At 61.8% G+C, this 16883-nt stretch carries 15 protein-coding genes and 1 riboswitch; of the genes, 1 reads left to right on the top strand and 14 read right to left on the bottom strand.

What is annotated here, in order from left to right; translation table 11 throughout:
* Positions 1-25: 25 nt before the first annotated feature.
* Complete coding sequence (gene ltaE / locus AC07RO_RS10255) at positions 26-1030, bottom strand: low-specificity L-threonine aldolase (protein ID WP_495085944.1); 1005 nt, start codon at positions 1028-1030, stop codon at positions 26-28.
* Between the two features lie 184 nt (positions 1031-1214).
* Positions 1215-1373: riboswitch (FMN riboswitch) on the top strand.
* A 126-nt stretch (positions 1374-1499) separates the two neighbouring features.
* On the opposite strand from ltaE, the gene AC07RO_RS10250 reads away from it, so the two are divergent.
* On the top strand, positions 1500-1994 hold the full coding sequence (locus AC07RO_RS10250) for a 6,7-dimethyl-8-ribityllumazine synthase (protein WP_192171006.1): 495 nt from the start codon (positions 1500-1502) through the stop codon (positions 1992-1994).
* A gap of 235 nt (positions 1995-2229) precedes the next feature.
* On the opposite strand, the gene astE is transcribed toward AC07RO_RS10250, so the two are convergent.
* From astE to AC07RO_RS10185, 13 genes are all read right to left on the bottom strand, one after another.
* Positions 2230-3237 carry a succinylglutamate desuccinylase gene (gene astE, locus AC07RO_RS10245; protein WP_495085943.1) on the bottom strand — a complete coding sequence of 336 codons (1008 nt, stop codon included), beginning with the start codon at positions 3235-3237 and terminating at the stop codon, positions 2230-2232.
* Positions 3238-3257: 20 nt separating this feature from the next.
* Entirely contained in the window at positions 3258-3551 is a 294-nt protein-coding gene (locus tag AC07RO_RS10240; protein WP_065986195.1) for a topoisomerase II, read from the bottom strand.
* Between the two features lie 76 nt (positions 3552-3627).
* Positions 3628-4974: an N-succinylarginine dihydrolase gene (gene astB / locus AC07RO_RS10235; protein WP_495085942.1), complete on the bottom strand. Its 1347-nt coding sequence runs from the start codon at positions 4972-4974 to the stop codon at positions 3628-3630.
* Positions 4975-5044: 70 nt separating this feature from the next.
* Positions 5045-6514, bottom strand: a complete 1470-nt coding sequence (astD, locus tag AC07RO_RS10230) for a succinylglutamate-semialdehyde dehydrogenase (protein WP_463582457.1) — start codon at positions 6512-6514, stop codon at positions 5045-5047.
* Entirely contained in the window at positions 6511-7536 is a 1026-nt protein-coding gene (astA, locus tag AC07RO_RS10225; protein ID WP_282372439.1) for an arginine N-succinyltransferase, read from the bottom strand. The genes astD and astA overlap by 4 nt, the downstream gene beginning before the upstream one ends.
* Positions 7537-7657: 121 nt before the next feature.
* Positions 7658-8689 (bottom strand): arginine/ornithine succinyltransferase subunit alpha, encoded by a 1032-nt coding sequence (gene aruF, locus AC07RO_RS10220; RefSeq protein WP_192171002.1) that lies wholly within the window; start codon positions 8687-8689, stop codon positions 7658-7660.
* Positions 8690-8868: 179 nt separating this feature from the next.
* Complete coding sequence (locus AC07RO_RS10215) at positions 8869-10089, bottom strand: aspartate aminotransferase family protein (protein WP_423572673.1); 1221 nt, start codon at positions 10087-10089, stop codon at positions 8869-8871.
* Positions 10090-10313: 224 nt separating this feature from the next.
* The gene (argR, locus tag AC07RO_RS10210; protein WP_192171000.1) at positions 10314-11297 is read right to left on the bottom strand and encodes a transcriptional regulator ArgR; all 984 of its coding nucleotides are present in this window, start codon (positions 11295-11297) and stop codon (positions 10314-10316) included.
* A gap of 149 nt (positions 11298-11446) precedes the next feature.
* Entirely contained in the window at positions 11447-12211 is a 765-nt protein-coding gene (locus tag AC07RO_RS10205) for an ABC transporter ATP-binding protein (RefSeq protein WP_192170999.1), read from the bottom strand.
* A 21-nt stretch (positions 12212-12232) separates the two neighbouring features.
* The gene (locus AC07RO_RS10200) at positions 12233-13345 is read right to left on the bottom strand and encodes a succinylglutamate desuccinylase/aspartoacylase family protein (protein ID WP_495085941.1); all 1113 of its coding nucleotides are present in this window, start codon (positions 13343-13345) and stop codon (positions 12233-12235) included.
* A gap of 1 nt (position 13346) precedes the next feature.
* A complete protein-coding gene (locus tag AC07RO_RS10195) occupies positions 13347-14045 on the bottom strand; it encodes an ABC transporter permease (protein WP_133773343.1) in 699 nt (232 codons plus the stop codon).
* Entirely contained in the window at positions 14042-14731 is a 690-nt protein-coding gene (locus AC07RO_RS10190) for an ABC transporter permease (protein WP_065986205.1), read from the bottom strand. Before AC07RO_RS10190 ends, AC07RO_RS10195 begins: the two co-directional genes overlap by 4 nt.
* A gap of 91 nt (positions 14732-14822) precedes the next feature.
* A complete protein-coding gene (locus tag AC07RO_RS10185) occupies positions 14823-15599 on the bottom strand; it encodes an ABC transporter substrate-binding protein (RefSeq protein WP_495085940.1) in 777 nt (258 codons plus the stop codon).
* Between the last annotated feature and the right edge of the window lie 1284 nt (positions 15600-16883).

The raw sequence follows: 16883 nt of genomic DNA, 5'->3' as shown, positions 1-16883 counted from the left end.
ACCGGCAATCGGGCTGATCACGCGATCAGCGAACGCCAAATTCGGCAAATGCCGCAACCACCTTGTCCAGATGCGCAGCGGTCACATCCAGATGGGTGACCATGCGCAACCGCGGCGCAGCACTCAGCACGATACCGCGCTCGGCACACAGGGCGTTGAGCGCCTGGGCGCGATCGCCGATCCGTACGTAAACCATGTTGGTCTGCACCGGCTCGACGTCAAAACCAAGGTCCGCAAGCGCTTTGCCCAAGGCGGTGGCATTGGCGTGGTCGTCGGCCAGACGCTCGACCTGATGCTCCAGCGCGTACAACCCCGCTGCTGCCAGGATGCCAGCCTGGCGCATGCCGCCGCCGACCATCTTGCGCAGACGCCGGGCCTTGGCGATGAACTCGCTTGAGCCGCACAGCACTGAGCCGACCGGCGCGCCGAGCCCTTTGGACAAGCACACGGAAACCGAATCGAAATGCCGGGCAATTTCACGCGCGTCCACGCCCAGCTTGACGGCGGCGTTGTACAGGCGAGCGCCGTCGAGGTGCAGGCTGAGGCCCTTTTCCCGAGTGAATGCCCGGGCCGCCACGAGATACTCCAATGGCAGGACCTTGCCCTGCATGGTGTTTTCCAGGGCCAGCAAGCGGGTGCGGGCGAAATGGAAGTCGTCGGCCTTGATGGCGGCGGCGACCTGATTCAGGTCCAGCGATCCGTCCGCCTGGTTGTCGAGCGGTTGAGGCTGGATCGAGCCCAGCACCGCCGCGCCGCCGCCTTCGTATTTGTAGGTGTGCGCCTGCTGGCCGACGATGTATTCGTCACCGCGCTCGCAGTGAGCCATCAGGCCGAGCAGGTTGCTCATGGTGCCGGTCGGCACGAACAGCGCGGCGGCAAAACCGAGACGCTCCGCCAGCCACGATTCCAGCCGGTTGACCGTCGGGTCTTCGCCATACACGTCATCGCCAAGGGGCGCGCTGGCCATGGCGTCGCGCATGCCGGCCGAGGGTTGAGTCACGGTGTCACTGCGCAGATCGATAACCGCCACGATGAAGCTCCCGTTCATTAGGGTCGAGCCTCAGTTCTGAGGCCCGGGGCATCGATAATCAAGGCTTGGGACTGGAATGCCAAGACGCCTTATAAGAAAAGCTGATGAAAACCATCAAAAAGGCTCCAAGCGAATCCCGGAAATCTATGTTACAAACTGCACGCCGACGGAAAAACGCCGTTGGCAACGTTCTCAGGGCGGGGTGCGATTCCCCACCGGCGGTAATGGCGCGCAATGCGTCTAGCCCGCGAGCGCTTGCAGCGAGCTTACCCTCAATGCAAGGTCAGCAGACCCGGTGTGATCCCGGGGCCGACGGTATAGTCCGGATGAAGAGAGAACGGGACTGGCACAACAGGATCGTTTCGAGACCAATCCAGGCGCTTGGCGTCGCGGACGGTTTCGCACGTACCCTGGCATCCCATTCGATCCAAAACGCCCTGTTTTTTTCATTAAACAGGAGTCAGAACACATGCAACCTACCGCCATTCACGCTCACGAGCGCATCGCCTTCATTCAAGCCTGCTGGCACAAGGAAATCGTCGATCAGGCGCGTAAGGGCTTTGTCGCCGAGATGGCGCAACACGGTTACGCCGAGACCGACATCGATTTCTTTGAAGTCGGCGGCGCGTTCGAAATCCCGCTTCACGCCAAGTTGCTGGCCAAGTCAGGTCGCTACGGCGGTGTCGTGGCTGCAGGTCTTGTGGTCGACGGCGGCATCTATCGCCACGAGTTCGTCGCGCAATCGGTGATCAGCGCGCTGATGCAGGTTCAGTTGGAAACCGAAGTGCCAGTCTTCTCGGTCGTGCTGACCCCGCACCACTTCCACGCCGGTGAAGAGCACCAGAAGTTCTTCTTCGATCACTTCGTACACAAGGGTCAGGAAGCGGCCAAGACCTGCGCGGACACGCTGACAAAACTGCGTGCAGTGCGTCGGGTGAGTGAGGGGCAGAAAGCGGCGGGTTGATGTGATGCGTCTGGAATGCCATCTGCTGAAGATTCGGTAGTCCAGACGTCGCGCCGCCTCGCATGAAACACGGCACCTGTGGGAGTGACCGGGGTGGCGCTCCACCTTGCTCACGAAGGTGGCATTCCAGTCGCTAGACACTTAGCGGCTGTACCGACGCCTTCGCGAGCAAGCTCGGCTCCCACAGTCCATTGTTCGGCAGATGCTTCTGCGAAGGCAGTTTGAACAGGTCGCTTCAGGCCAACGTCTCTTCCGTCGCTGGCACGATCAGAATCCCCGCCCGCAGCCCGTTCTTGACGTTCGGGTTGGGGAAGATGATCCGGGCGCCCTCTTCTTCTATCACCCAGCGTGAGTCGGCCAGGTCTTCGGCCAGCACGTAGCCTTTTTCAAGTTCTGTGAAGTTCTCGATGTCCGCCGGCAAATTCAGACGGAAGGCGTCGCTGTGCTTGATGATCTCCCGGGCTACGCTGAACAGCTGCAACCCGTTCAGATCCCCAGGCTCATCGGCTTCGGTGCCGGTGATCAGGCGTTCGAGGCAGGACTTCAGCTTGTCGAGATTGACCTGCTGGTTCTGCCCGAACGGGCGTGCCTTGCCCAATTCCAGGGTGAAGGCTTCGGCGTCGAGCTTGTCGTAGGTGTAGGCGCTGAACACGATCGACGACTTGTTCTGCAGCAGCACCGCTTCCATGCCGGCAGCGCGCAGCCGAGCGAGTTCGCGGCGGGAATGAGCGCGACCCTCCTTCCATGGGTACAGCGCGAACTGCTCGATCTTCGAACCGCGAATCGCCGTGTGCAGGTCGTAATGCAGGCGGTAGCGGCCCGGAATATTGAAGAAGCTGGCGGCCAGACGCTCGAGTTCGCAGGCGCGCAAGGCTTCGCTGCCGCCGCTGTGCTCATGACGGCCATTGAACAGCCGGTTGACGTCCTGCTCGACGTAACGCCCGCCGCTGCGCATCGCTTCGGGATTGCCGAACAGGAACAGAATACGTGCGCGAGGCTTGAGTTCGCCCCGGGCGATGGCGTGAATCAGCGCGTCGAGCAGCTCGATGGGCGCGGTTTCATTGCCGTGGATGCCGGCGGACAGCAGCAGGTCGGTGCCATTGTCACGCGCTTCGGGAGGCCGGACTTCCAGCGCTCCCTCGGCGAGCCAGCGCATGCGAACGCCGTCGACGGTCAGCTGAGTCTTTTCCGCGGGTTCGCGACCCGCGAGGGTCAGTTCAAGCAGTTTGCCGAGGGCGAGCATGGGGAGCTTCCTGCGCAGGCTTAGTCGTGGGTGCAGTCTGGGCCGTGCACGTGGCCTTCTTCGTCGTCGCCGCTCATGTCAGCCGGTTCCATTTCCAGCTGCAGGCTGACCAGATTAGTCGCCAGTGGACGCAGCAGCAGGTTGGCGTATTCGGCATCGCCTTCTTCGACGTCAACGCCGATCAGCAACTGACCACGGCCGTCCTGTTGAATCCAGACCTCTTTGCCCTGCCAGATAACGGCAAGACGGGTGCAGGACGTTTCCAGCTGAGTGCCGTCGGTGTCTTCGAGGATCAAACGCAGCGCGTCGGTCATGGCAAAACTCTCTCTGTAAAAGCAAAAACATCGTCGCCTGACGCCGCTCGGGCGCAGGCGTAACGGATGGGGTGCATCAATTGATCTGGAAAGGATAGACCGCGCCCAGTTTCAGGTGCTGCGTCAGCTCGTCCAGCGCCGTACGGCATTCAATCAGCAGTTGGGGATCGGCCAGATCACTGTCGCTCATGCGGTCGCGATAGTGCTTGTCGACCCACTGCGTCAGCGTGTCGTACAGCGGCGCGGTCATGATAACGCCTGGATTGACCGCCGCCAGTTCGGTTTCATTCAGGGCCACGCGAAGACGCAGGCATGCCGGGCCGCCGCCGTTCTGCATGCTCTGCTTGAGATCGAATACCTTGACCTCACTGATCGGGCTGTCGTCCGCCAGCAGACGCTGCAGGTAATGCCAAACGCGCTCGTTGCTGCGGCATTCTTCCGGCACGATGAGCAGCATCGAACCGTCGGCGCGGGACAGCAACTGGCTGTTGAACAGGTACGAACGCACCGCGTCTTCCACGGCTACTTCACTGCGCGGCACGCAAATGGCCTGGAAGCGACCGCCACGTTGACCGAGTTTGTTGTGCAGTTTGGCGAGCATGGGCTCGGTATTGAGGAATGCGTCCTCGTGATAGAACAGGACCTCGCCATTGCCCACCGAGATCACGTCGTTATGAAACACGCCCTGATCGATCACGGCCGGGTTCTGCTGGGCGAAGACGACGCCTTCGGCGCTCAGGCCATGCAGACGCGCAACGGCCTGGGACGCTTCGAGGGTCTGGCGGGCCGGGTATTTCTGCGGCGCGGGGAAACGGCTGTCGAACGCGGCGCGGCCGAAGACGAAAAACTCGACGCCGGGCTCACTGTAGCTGCGGCAGAAGCGCGTGTGGTTGGCCGCGCCTTCGTCGCCGAACTGGGCAACGGCAGGCAGCGCCGCGTGGTGGGCGAAATGCTGCTGATCGGCGAACATTGCGCCGAGCACGCGGCTGGTGGTCGGGTGCTCGATGCTGCGGTGGTATTTGCAGTTGAGGTTGGCGGCGGTGAAATGCACGCGGCCATCGGCGGTATCGGCGCTCGGGCTGACCGTGGCGGCGTTGGCCACCCACATGCTCGACGCCGAGCAGCTGGCGGCCAGCAGCGGCATCGACTCTTTGGCCGCGCGTTCAATGACCTGTGCGTCGCTGCCGCTGAAGCCCAGCTTGCGCAGACCCGCCACATCGGGACGTTCCTGGGGGGCCAGCACGCCCTGGGTGAAACCCATCTCCATCAACGCTTTCATTTTGGCCAGCCCCTGCAAAGCGGCCTCGCGCGGATTCGAGGATTGCTGGCAGTTGTTCTGGGACGCGACGTTGCCGTAGGACAGCCCACCGTAGTTGTGGGTCGGGCCCACTAGACCGTCAAAGTTGACTTCACAGGATTTCATCGGTGAGGCTCCGTGGATCTGTTTTTATGTGCACATTCTTCGACGTGCGCTGCGCTATCAAGGAGCGCGGTCAGTTCAGGGTGATGCCGGGCGTCAGGCTGGCAGGCAGCGCCAGGGTTTCGGTCTCCAGCGACGCCACCGGGTACGCGCAATAATCCGCCGCATAGTAGGCGCTGGCGCGATGGTTGCCCGAGGCGCCGACACCGCCGAACGGTGCCGTACTCGCCGCGCCGGTCAGTTGCTTGTTCCAGTTGACGATGCCTGCACGGCTCTGCAGCCAGAACTGCTGATAGCGCGCCTGGGAATCCGACAACAGCCCCGCCGCCAACCCGTACTGCGTGGCGTTGGCTTCTTCGATGGCTGCGTCAAAATCAGCGTAGCGAATCACCTGCAACAGCGGGCCGAACAGTTCCTCATCCTCACGATCCGCCACGTCGCTGACGTCGATGATGCCCGGCGTCAGCAGCGCCGATTGCGCGGCAGGCTGGGTCATTTCGAGCAGGGCAACTGCGCCGTTGGCCAGCATCACTTCCTGGGCATCGATCAGTGCCTGCGCAGCGGCCAGGGAAATCACCGAGCCCATGAACGGCGCCGGCTGTTGATCGAATGCGCCGACCTGAATGGTCGAGGTCACCTCAACCAGCCGCGCCAGGAATGCATCGCCCCAGGCACCCTGGGGCACCAGCAGGCGGCGGGCACAGGTGCAGCGCTGGCCGGCGGAAATAAACGCCGACTGAATCACGGTGTAGACCGCGGCATCGACGTCCGCGACCTGATCGACCACCAGCGGATTATTGCCACCCATTTCCAGGGCAAGAATCTTGTCCGGGCGACCGGCGAACTGTTGATGCAGGGAATTGCCGGTGCGGCTGGAACCGGTGAAGAACAACCCGTCGATCCCTGAATGGCCGGCCAGTGCGATGCCGGTGTCCCGCGCGCCTTGCAGCAGATTGAGCACGCCCGCCGGCAGACCGGCTTCGATCCAGCATTGCACGGTCAGTTCGGCAACTTTGGGGGTCAGCTCGCTTGGCTTGAACACAACAGTGTTGCCCGCCAGCAACGCTGGCACGATGTGCCCGTTAGGCAGGTGACCCGGGAAGTTGTAAGGACCGAACACCGCCACCACACCGTGGGGCTTGTGTCGCAGCACGGCGGTGGCGTCGCCCAGCGGGCCGCTCTTCTCGCCGGTCCGCTCGCGGTAGCTCTGAATCGAAATCGCCACCTTGTTGGCCATGCTGGTCACTTCTGTCGCCGATTCCCACAGCGGCTTGCCGGTTTCCTCACCGATGCAACGGGCGATTTCATCGGCGCGGTTTTTCAGCGCAGCGGCGAAGGCTTCGAGCACAGCAATGCGCTCGTCCAGACTGCGCGTCGCCCAGGCCGGAAAAGCCTGACGGGCCGATTTGACCGCCGCATCAACCTGTTCAGCTGTGGCGCTTTGGCCCGACCAGATCACCTGCTGGGTCACCGGGTTCAGGGAATCGAATGCGTCGCCCTGCCCGTCCTGCCAGGCACCGGCAATGTACAAAGTGTTCATCAAATACTCTCCCGAGCGGGCGACAGTTGCACAGCGCGAACCTGATCACCGGCGCTGAGACGCAAGCGCTTGGCAGTCTGTGGATCGACCACCAACGTGCCGGCGGCAAGACGCGCAGGCGCAGCGGTCACGCGGCAGTCTTCGCGCTTGCGGTTGTGGATAAGGAATGGCGTCGCGTCATCGCCCGGCGTGCCGACAGCCAGCACCAGCGCCTGGCTGTCGCGGACTGCGCGGATCTTGCTGGTCTCGCACTCGATGGCCGGGCCGGCGTCGAAGATGTCGACGTAACCCTGATAGCTGAAGCCTTCGGCCTTGAGCATGGCCAGCGCCGGTTCGGTGCTGACGTGTACGCGGCCAATGACCTCACGCGCGGCTTCTGAGAGGAAGCAGCTGTACAGCGGAAACTTCGGCATCAGCTCGGCAATGAACGCGCGGTTGCCGACCCCGGTGAGGTAGTCGGCCTGGCTAAATTCCATTTTGAAGAAGTGTCGGCCCAGGCTTTCCCAGAACGGCGAATGGCCGTGTTCGTCGGAGATGCCGCGCATTTCAGCGATGGTCTTGGTGCCGAACAGCTCCGGGAATTCGGCGATGAACAGCATCCGCGCCTTGGACAGCAACCGGCCATTGAGGCCATTGCGGTAGTCGGCGTGGAGAAACAACGAGCACAGCTCGGAGTTGCCGGTGAGGTCGTTGGCCAGGAACAGCGTCGGGATCTCCCGGTAGATATTCAGCTCTTGAGAAGCGCTGACCGTCAGGCCGACCCGGTAGTTGTACCAGGGCTCGCGCAACCCCACGGCGCCCGCGACGGCGGAAATGCCCACGACTTTCTCGTCGTCATCTTCGAGCACGAACAGGTAATCAGCGTCGCCCCGCCCGGCCTCGCCACGGAAGGTTTTCTCGGCCCAGCCGACCCGGTGCGCCAGACGCTCTTCATTGGCCGGCAATGTGGTCAGGCCTGCGCCGGTGCTGCGCGCCAGCTCGATCAGCGCCGGAAGGTCACTGCTGCGTACGGGACGAACGATCATGCTTTCTCCTCATGCCGGTGATTCTGCAACCGCCGGCGAACTCGCTAACCTGCTTTACGGCGTCGGCCTGCGACTGCAGCGCCCATCACCGTCAACTCATCTCATCCATCGAGCCCGGCTTTCAGACCGCGACAATGCGCACGCTGGCGCCTTCGCCGACACCCAGCGCTTCGGCCGCGGCCAGGCTCAGGGCCACTGGCTTGCCCGGCACCCAGTCCAGTTCCAGCATCACCGCGCGGTAATCCTGCAGCTGGCCGTTGGAAACCAGATAAGGCCGCCCTCCCTTGACCGCATCACCGGTACTGACCGTGTCGACCTTGACCGGCACGACGCGGCTCTGGGCGATGGAGCGAATGCCGGACACCCGCGCGTGCAGGGTCGGCCCGCCGTCGAAGATGTCGATGTAATGATCGGTCTCGAAGCCTTCACGCATCAGGATGTCGAAGGTGATCTGGGCACGCGGATGAACCTGGCCCATGGCTTCCTGCGCTTCATCGGGCAGCAGCGGCACGTAGATCGGGTAATGGGGCATCAGCTCGGCGAGGAAGGTCCGGCTTTTCAGCCCGCACAGGCGCTCGGCTTCGGCGTAGTTGATGTCGAAGAAGTTGCGGCCGATGGCGTCCCAGAAGGGTGAGTCGCCGTGGTCGTCGCTGTAGCCGACGATCTCGGTCACCACCGAATCGGCGAAGCGCTCCGGGTGGCTGGCGACGAACAGCAGACGGCCACGGGAATTGAGTTCCGACCACAGCGTGCCGACCAGCTCGGGCAGCACGTAGAAGCTGGTCAGCAGGCTGTTGCCGGTGAGGTCGTGGCACTGCGAGAGCACGTGGATCTTGTTGTGGATCTTCAGTTCACGGGAGGCGTGGACGAAGGTTTCGTTGCGAAAACTGTAGAACGGCTCGGAATAACCCGCCGAAGCGACGATCCCGGAGCAGCCCACCAGACGACCGGATTCGGTGTCTTCGAGGACAAAGAAGTAGGTCTCTTCGCCATTGAAGCTGACTTCCGCCGCGAACGAGGCTTCGGACGCGGCAATCTTGTCACTCAGACGTCCAGCGTCATCCGGCAGGGACGTGACACCAATCGGGCTGTCTGCCGCGAGTCGTTGAACCTCGCTCAGATCCGCCATTTGCGCGGGGCGCATCACCAGCATGGTGTCACTCCTTGAGAAAAAAATCGGGCCGGTTGTCCGGCACAGGAAAAAACAAAAGCTGAAGCGGCGCTCAACCTTGCTCGCGAATGCGGCGTGTCTGATCCAAGCGTTTCGCTGACACACCGTTATCGCGAGCAAGCTCACTCCTACAGCGGTTATGCGTCCATTAGCGAAGGGCTTTACACCCCGGCCAGCTTGGCAACCGCACGTTCGAAGCGGTTCAGGCCTTCTTCGATGTCGGCGTCTTCGACCACCAGGCTCGGCGCGAAACGCACCACGTCGGGACCGGCCTGAAGCACCATCACGCCTTCCTGCTCGGCGGCGTTGAAGAAGTCCTTTGCCTTGCCTTTCCAGGCGTCGGTCAATACGCAGCCGATCAACAGGCCCATGCCGCGCACCTGGCTGAACACGCCGTATTGCTGACCGATCTTCTCCAGACGGGCCTTGAACATTTCATGCTTGGCCTTCACGCCCGCCAGCACTTCCGGGGTGTTGACCACGTCGATAACTGCCTCACCCACCGCGCACGCCAGCGGGTTGCCGCCGTAGGTGGTGCCGTGAACGCCAACAGCCAGGTGCTTGGCAAGTTTTTCAGTGGTCAGCATGGCCGCCATCGGGAAACCGCCGCCGATGCTTTTCGCGCTGGAGAGAATGTCCGGCGTCACGCCGTAATGCATGTACGCAAACAGGTGACCGCTGCGGCCCATGCCGCTCTGGACTTCGTCGAAGACCAGCAGCGCGTTGTGCTCGTCGCACAATTTGCGCGCGCCTTGCAGGTATTCGAGTTCGGCCGGCAGTACGCCGCCCTCGCCCTGGATCGGCTCGAGCACCACCGCGCAGGTCTTGTCCGAGACGGCGGCCTTCAGCGCGTCCAGGTCATTGAAGGGGACGTGGGTGATGCCGGTGATTTTCGGGCCGAAGCCGTCGGAGTATTTCGGCTGACCGCCGACGCTCACGGTGAACAGGGTGCGGCCGTGGAAGCTGTTCAGGGCCGCGACGATTTCGTACTTGTCCGGACCGTACAGATCGTGGGCCACGCGGCGCGCCAGTTTGAAAGCGGCTTCGTTGGCTTCGGCGCCGGAGTTACAGAAGAACACGCGGTCGGCGAAGGTGGCGTCAACCAGCTTCTTGGCAAAACGCAGCGCCGGTTCGTTGGTGAAGACGTTGGAGACATGCCACAACTTGTTGGCCTGCTCGGTGAGCGCGCCGACCAGCGCAGGGTGCGCATGGCCCAGAACGTTGACCGCGATGCCGCCGGAGAAATCAACCAGTTCGCGACCCGACTGATCCCAGACGCGAGAACCCTGACCGCGCACGGGGATGAAGGCTGCCGGGGCATAGTTGGGGACCATCACCTGGTCGAAATCGGCACGTTGCACCGGTACTTGCTCAACGGACATCGGAGTCTCCTGAAGAGGAACGCCTGCCTGGAACTGGCGAGCGATGGAAGGATTGTAAGGACTGATTCGGGCCGGGCCTTGCCGCCAAGCGACAACTTCTTATAGCGCCAAACCGGCTTTTTACGGGGTTTTCGGCAATGCGACAAATTGCGTCACAAAGGCGCAGTTTAAACACTGGCGTGCGGTTGGGGCACTGTTGACTTCAGGGCGACCCGTCTGGATTTTCAACCGCGCTCGGCGGGCACCGATGACAATTCGAACGGGCTGCTGCTGCGACGCTGATTGCGGTCTTCGCGAGGGGTGGCGCCGAAGAAGTTACGGTAGGCGCTGGAGAAATGCGGCCCCGAAGAGAAACCGCAGGACAGGCCGATCTGAATGATCGATTTGCTCGTCTGCATCAGCATCTGCCGCGCCTTGTTCAGGCGCAGTTCGAGGTAATACTGGCTCGGCACCCGATTGAGGTACTGCTTGAAGATGCGCTCCAGCTGACGTCGCGACACGCACACGTGCTGGGCGATTTCGTCGGTGGTCAGCGGCTCTTCGATGTTGGCTTCCATTAACAGCACCGCCTGGGTCAGCTTCGGGTGACTGGAACCCAAACGGTTCTGCAGTGGAATCCGTTGACGCTCGCCGCCTTCGCGGATGCGCTCCACCACCAGTTCTTCCGACACCGCGCCGGCCAGCTCGGCGCCGTGGTCACGGGCCAGCACCGCCAGCAACAGATCCAGCACCGACATGCCGCCGCAGGCGGTCAGGCGATCGCGATCCCAGTCGAACAAATGGCTGGTGGCGATGACCTTGGGGAAGCGCTCGGCGAAATCGTCCTGCCAGCGCCAGTGCACCGCCGCACGGTACCCGTCGAGCAAGCCCAATTGCGCCAGCGGATACACACCCGCCGACAACCCACCAATCACGCAACCGGCGCGGACCAGTTGCTTGAGCGCGCCGCCGAGGGCCGAAGACATCGGCGCCGGTGGCTCGTCGGCCAGCAGAAACAGCTTCTGAAACCCTTCCAGACGACCGACCCACGGCTCGCCCGGCAATTGCCAACCGCTGCCATCAATCGGCGGTTCGGCCTGCAGAAACGACAGTTCGTACACCACTTCGGGGTGAACGCGCTGAGCAACACGCAGGGCTTCCTCCGCCAGCGCCAGGGTCAAGGCTTTGGTGCCGGGCCAGATGAGAAATCCGATTCGATGGGCAGTCATGGCGTGCAATCCGAAACGTGTCGCTAAAAGGGGTCGCACGCCTGGCATGCGATGGGATTCTGTAACCTTCAGTCAATGGCTGCGGCCTGAATGACGCGCAGCATGAACCGTTCTGAAGCAAAACGCACCGCTCTCACGTGGCAGGCGGGTTACTTCAAACTCCCTGACAGGAACTGCTGCAAACGCTCGGATTTCGGATTGACCAGCACTTCACGGGGATTGCCGGATTCTTCGACCAGGCCCTTGTGCAGGAAGATCAGCTGATTCGACACTTCACGGGCGAAGCCCATTTCGTGGGTCACCACCACCATGGTCCGGCCTTCCTGAGCCAGCGCCTGCATGACTTTCAGCACATCACCGACCAGCTCTGGGTCCAGGGCAGACGTCGGTTCGTCGAACAGCATGACTTCCGGCTCCACTGCCAGCGCCCGGGCAATCGCCACGCGCTGCTGTTCGCCGCCTGACATGTGCCCCGGGTAGGCGTCCTTGCGGTGATAGACGCCGACCTTGTTCAGATAATGTTCGGCCTTTTCCAGCGCTTCTTTTTTCGGCACACCCAATACATGCACCGGGGCCTCGATGATGTTTTCCATCGCCGTCATGTGCGACCACAGGTTGAAGTGCTGAAACACCATCGACAGGCGCGAACGCATGCGCTGCAGCTGTTTCGGGTCAGCCGCCTTCAGGCCGCCGTCCTTGTTGGAGACCAGCTTGAGCTCTTCGTTGTTGAGCAGAATGCGGCCGGATTTCGGCTGCTCCAGCAAGTTGATGCAGCGCAGAAAGGTGCTTTTACCCGAGCCGCTGGAGCCGATGATGCTGATGACATCGCCGGCCTTGGCGGTCAGCGAAACGCCTTTGAGCACTTCGTGACTGCCATAGCACTTGTGCAGGTCCTGGACTTCCAGTTTGTTCATGATGTCGGTTCTCACAAGTAATCAGTCGCTGAGCAGGCGGCCGCTGCGCAACGGTGTGCGGCCGGCCACTTTGGCCATCCAGAAACCCGGCTGGGCGTAACGCAGCTTTTCGATGGCGAACAGCACGCCGGCGGTACCGGCACAGACGGTGGTGGCGCGATCGGTCAACGGGTCGATGACGTCGAACAGCGGCTCGCCGGGCTCGACCCAGGCCCCCGCTGGACGCAAGAAAGTCAGCACGCCGGGATGGGGCGCATAAATCATTTCGGTGCCTTCGAACGGCATGCCTTCGCAGGCTTCGTGGCTCGGTTGCGGCCACTCGCCACTGATCAGCCCCTGCTCGGCCAGAAACGCCAGAATGCCTTCGGCGTAGGCCTCAGCTTCGGCCTTGCCGGTGTTGGCCTGACCGCCCAGTTCGAGGGTAGTCGCCAGGCAGGCCAGCGGTATCTGCGCGTCCGGAAACTGCTTGGACAAGCGCAACCACGGCAGCGAACAGGCTTCGTCGAACGAGCTGCCGCCGGAATCTTCGGCCAGCAGCGCGACGGTCACCCCCAGATGCGCCGACAGCGAACGCCACTGCGGCCAGTGCTGCGGCAAGGCGTACATGTGCAGCGAAGCGTCGGTGTCGCAATGCAGGTCCAGCACCACGTCGGCGTTGCAGGCATGACTGAGCAAGACGCGCTGCATCCCGGCCAGTTCGCTGCCGGCCGGCGGCAATTGCTCGAGCACGTCGGCCATGGCCTGACGGATCAGTTTGACGTTGGCGTGGGGGTCGTCACCGAGCTTGCCTGCCAGCGCCTGGGCGACCGGCTCGCTGAGCTCGGTGAAATCGCGATTGAAGTTCTTGCCGCTGCCGTACTCGAAACGGCCCTGGTGGTTGCCCTGCAGCAACTGGCCCAGACCGATCGGATTGGCGACCGGCACCAGCTCGATGACGCCCTTGAGCAGGCCCTGTTCTTCCAGCTGGGTCAGGCGTTTCTTCAATTCCCAGGCGGTGCGCATGCCCGGCAGCTCGTCGGCGTGCAGGCTGGCCTGAATGTAGGCCTTGCGCTCGCCCTGACCGAAACGGAACACACTCAGGGTGCGCTGGGTGCCGAGATTGCCCCACGGTAGATCGTGATCGATGCGCTGCATATCAGTGCTTCCTCGGGGCGAGGTAACTGAGCCAGCGGCGCTCGGCCAGCTTGAACAGTTTCACCAGAATGAACGTCAGGCAGAGGTAGAAAACGCCCGCCGTGATGTAGGCCTCGAACGGCAGGTAGAACTGCGCGTTGACCGCGCGCGCCGCACCGGTGATATCCATCAGCGTGACAATCGAGGCCAGACTGGTGGTCTGCAGCATCATGATCACTTCGTTGCTGTACTGCGGCAGCGCACGGCGCAGGGCCGATGGCAGCAAAATCCGGCGGTACATCTTGGCTTTGGACATGCCGATTGCCCGCGCTGCTTCGATCTCGCCCGGCGGCGTGGATTTCAGGCTGCCGGCGATGATTTCAGCGGTGTAGGCGCTGGTGTTGATAGCGAAAGCCAGGCACGCGCAGAAGGTCGCACTCGACAGCCACGGCCACAGGATGCTTTCACGCACCGCTTCAAATTGCGCCAGCCCGTAGTAGATGAGGAACAACTGCACCAGCATCGGCGTGCCGCGGATGACGTAGGTGTAGCTCCACGCCAGCAGATTGACCCAGGCGATTTTCGACACGCGCATCAGGCCCAGCGGCAGGGCAGCGAGCAGGCCGAAAAACAGCGACAGCGCGAGCAGTTTGAGGGTGATCAGCAGGCCGCCGAAGTACAGCGGAAGGCTTTCCCAGACGACGTTGTAATCGAAAATCATAGGTCTGCCACCCTCACGCCGGCCGAGTAACGTTTTTCGATGTAGCGCAGTACCAGCAGCGAGACGCTGGTGATCACCAGGTACATGGCCGCGACTGCGAGGAAGAAAGTGAAGGGTTCGCGGGTGGCATCGGCCGCCTGCTTGGCCTTGAACATCATGTCCTGCAGACCGACCACGGAAATCAGCGCGGTGGCCTTGGTCAGTACCAGCCAGTTATTGGTGAACCCGGGGATCGCCAGACGAATCATCTGCGGCACCAGAATGCGGAAGAACACCCGGCCACTGCTCATGCCGTAGGCCATGCCTGCTTCGGCCTGCCCTTTCGGGATGGCCATGAACGCGCCACGGAAGGTTTCCGACAGGTACGCGCCAAAGATGAAACCCAGCGTGCCGATACCGGCCACCAGCGGGTTAAGGTCGATGTAGTCGTCGTGACCGAGCAGCGGCGCGATGCGGTTGAGCAGGTCCTGACCGCCGTAGAAAATCAGCAGAATCAGAACCAGATCGGGAATGCCGCGGATCACGGTGGAATACAGATCGCCCAGCCATGCCAGCCAGCGCACCGGCGACAGCCGCAATGCCACGCCGATCAGGCCGAGCACGATCGCCAGCGCCATGGAGCACAGAGCGAGCTGCAAGGTCAGCCATGCACCGTCGAGGATGACGGCTCCGTAACCTTTCAACATGTTGTTTGGCCCTCAAGCGCGGGATAGAAAAATGGCGCAATCAGTCGGTGCGGTGACCGGCTGCTTGCGCCATTGACGGCTTCAAACCACGTTACTTGCCGTAGATGTCGAAGTCGAAGTACTTGTCTTGAATGGCTTTGTATTTGCCGTTGGCACGAATGGCCGCGATGGCTGCGTTGAGCTTGTCCAGATCAGCCTTATCGCCCTTGCGCACGGCAATGCCGACGCCGTCGCCGAAGTAGTTGACGTCGGTGAAGGCCGGGCCGACGAATGCGTAGCCTTTGCCGGATTCGGTATTCAGGAAGCCGTCCTGCAGCAGGGTGGCATCCGCCACGGTGCCATCGAGACGACCGGCGGCGATGTCCAGATAGACTTCGTTCTGCGAGCTGTACGGTTTGATTTCAGCACCCAGCGGGGCCAGGACTTCGCGGGCGAAACGCTCGTGGATCGAGCCACGCTGCACGCCGATGTTCTTGCCCTTGAGTTCGGTCAGCGCGTCGCTGACGACGGTGCCCTCCTTCATGACCAGACGGGCCGGGGTGTTGTAGTACTTGTTGGTGAAGTCGACGGACTTCTTGCGGTCTTCGGTGATGGACATCGAAGACAGGATGGCGTCGATCTTGCGCACTTTCAGCGCCGGGATCAGGCCGTCGAATTCCTGCTCGACCCATACGCACTTGACCTTCATTTCTTCGCACAGGGCGTTGCCGATGTCGTAGTCGAAACCGACGATGCTGCCGTCCGGCGCCTTGGAGGCAAACGGAGGGTATGCCGCTTCGATGCCGATCTTCATGGGCTTTTCATCGGCGAATACGGGCTGTGCCAATACGGTCAGTGCCAGCGCACCCAGCAGCATGAGCTTTTTCATTTCTTGGAACTCCATCGGTATAACGCGACAAATGGCAGTGAGCGAGACGCTCAATGAACAGGAGGAATCAGAAATTGCGACGCGAGGTGCCGGCGGGTCTCTGGACCCGACAAGCCTTCGGCGAGTGGTCGGCATTTTAGCGGCAGGCTGAAAGTCGATATTTCTTCAATGCGACAACTAGTTACAGAAGCACATGAAATCGCGATCAGGCCAATTGACATCCAAAAAGCTTTATGCAAGTGCCAGAGTTGGCAAACCTATCAACGAAGCAAATAACGCGCCCATTATTGGCAAAGCCTTATGATCCGGCAAGTCCAGCGTGGGAGCGGGTTGATTCGGGGCGATGAAATGCTTTGTTTTCGGGTGGAAACGCCCCACAGCGGGGCGGGAGGTTACCGGGGCGGATGTGCGGTAACAAATCGATATTTCCCGAATCCTGAGTCTGGGAAACGTGAAGATCAAGAGCGTCCGCCTGGGGGCGGACTGTTTCGCCTTCGGCGAGTTACTTGGAAAAGCACCCCAAGTAACCAAAGGTGCTTGCTCTCGGTTAGGCCCTTCCTTCGTCAGGGTTCCTTCACTCCGGCCTTGCTCCGTGGGCCCGCGCCGAACGGACATCCATGTCCTGACGGCGCTCTCGCCGCATCCATGCGGCTCGACCCACTCCGCAAGACCTGCGTTCAGCCTGCACCAAAGTCGCGATTGGCGGTGTTAGAACCTCTTGCGTATGAAGATCAAAGGCAGATCAAAGGCAGATCGAGGGCGGATCGAGGGCGGATCGAGGGCGGATCAGTCGCCATGGACTTGTGGGAGTGAGCTTGCTCACGAAGGGGTTGGTACGTCCATCGAGTATCCGGTGCTTGGAATACAGCATTCGCGAGCAAGCTCGCTACCACAGGGAGGGGGTGCGATCAGCAAAATTGTTGGCGCCTGGACTGGCCTCTTCCCGGCTAAAGCCGGTCCCACTGACAGCAGCGCGTTCAGTCAGTAGGACCGGCTCCGACTGTAGGACCGGCTTCAGCCGGGAAGCTTTTGCTGTTGATCTTCTACGCGATAGCCCAGACACCGCAAAACGCGACTTGGGTGCAGGCTGAACGGAGGTCTCGAGGAGTGGGCCGAGCGGCATGGATGCCGCGAGAGCGCCGTCAGGACATGGATGTCCGTTCGGCGCGGGCCCACGGAGCGGGACCGGAGTGAAGGAACCCGACGAAGTCGGGCCCAACCGAGAGCAAGCACTTTTGGTTACTTTTAGTGCTTTTTAAAAGTAACTCGCCGAAGGCGAAACGT

Source organism: Pseudomonas sp. GW821-FHT07F05, from assembly GCF_059418765.1.
The sequence above is the reverse complement of the archived record's forward strand: the minus strand, read 5'-3'. Positions and strand labels throughout refer to the sequence as shown.

Bases quoted from the DNA above. Each gene is read 5' to 3' on its own strand.
- AC07RO_RS10250 (WP_192171006.1), top strand. From the start codon at position 1,500: ATGCAACCTACCGCCATTCACGCTCACGAGCGCATCGCCTTCATTCAA.
- astE (WP_495085943.1), bottom strand. From the start codon at position 3,237: ATGCTCGCCCTCGGCAAACTGCTTGAACTGACCCTCGCGGGTCGCGAA.
- AC07RO_RS10240 (WP_065986195.1), bottom strand. From the start codon at position 3,551: ATGACCGACGCGCTGCGTTTGATCCTCGAAGACACCGACGGCACTCAG.
- astB (WP_495085942.1), bottom strand. From the start codon at position 4,974: ATGAAATCCTGTGAAGTCAACTTTGACGGTCTAGTGGGCCCGACCCAC.
- astA (WP_282372439.1), bottom strand. From the start codon at position 7,536: ATGATCGTTCGTCCCGTACGCAGCAGTGACCTTCCGGCGCTGATCGAG.
- aruF (WP_192171002.1), bottom strand. From the start codon at position 8,689: ATGCTGGTGATGCGCCCCGCGCAAATGGCGGATCTGAGCGAGGTTCAA.
- AC07RO_RS10215 (WP_423572673.1), bottom strand. From the start codon at position 10,089: ATGTCCGTTGAGCAAGTACCGGTGCAACGTGCCGATTTCGACCAGGTG.
- argR (WP_192171000.1), bottom strand. From the start codon at position 11,297: ATGACTGCCCATCGAATCGGATTTCTCATCTGGCCCGGCACCAAAGCC.
- AC07RO_RS10205 (WP_192170999.1), bottom strand. From the start codon at position 12,211: ATGAACAAACTGGAAGTCCAGGACCTGCACAAGTGCTATGGCAGTCAC.
- AC07RO_RS10200 (WP_495085941.1), bottom strand. From the start codon at position 13,345: ATGCAGCGCATCGATCACGATCTACCGTGGGGCAATCTCGGCACCCAG.
- AC07RO_RS10195 (WP_133773343.1), bottom strand. From the start codon at position 14,045: ATGATTTTCGATTACAACGTCGTCTGGGAAAGCCTTCCGCTGTACTTC.
- AC07RO_RS10190 (WP_065986205.1), bottom strand. From the start codon at position 14,731: ATGTTGAAAGGTTACGGAGCCGTCATCCTCGACGGTGCATGGCTGACC.
- AC07RO_RS10185 (WP_495085940.1), bottom strand. From the start codon at position 15,599: ATGAAAAAGCTCATGCTGCTGGGTGCGCTGGCACTGACCGTATTGGCA.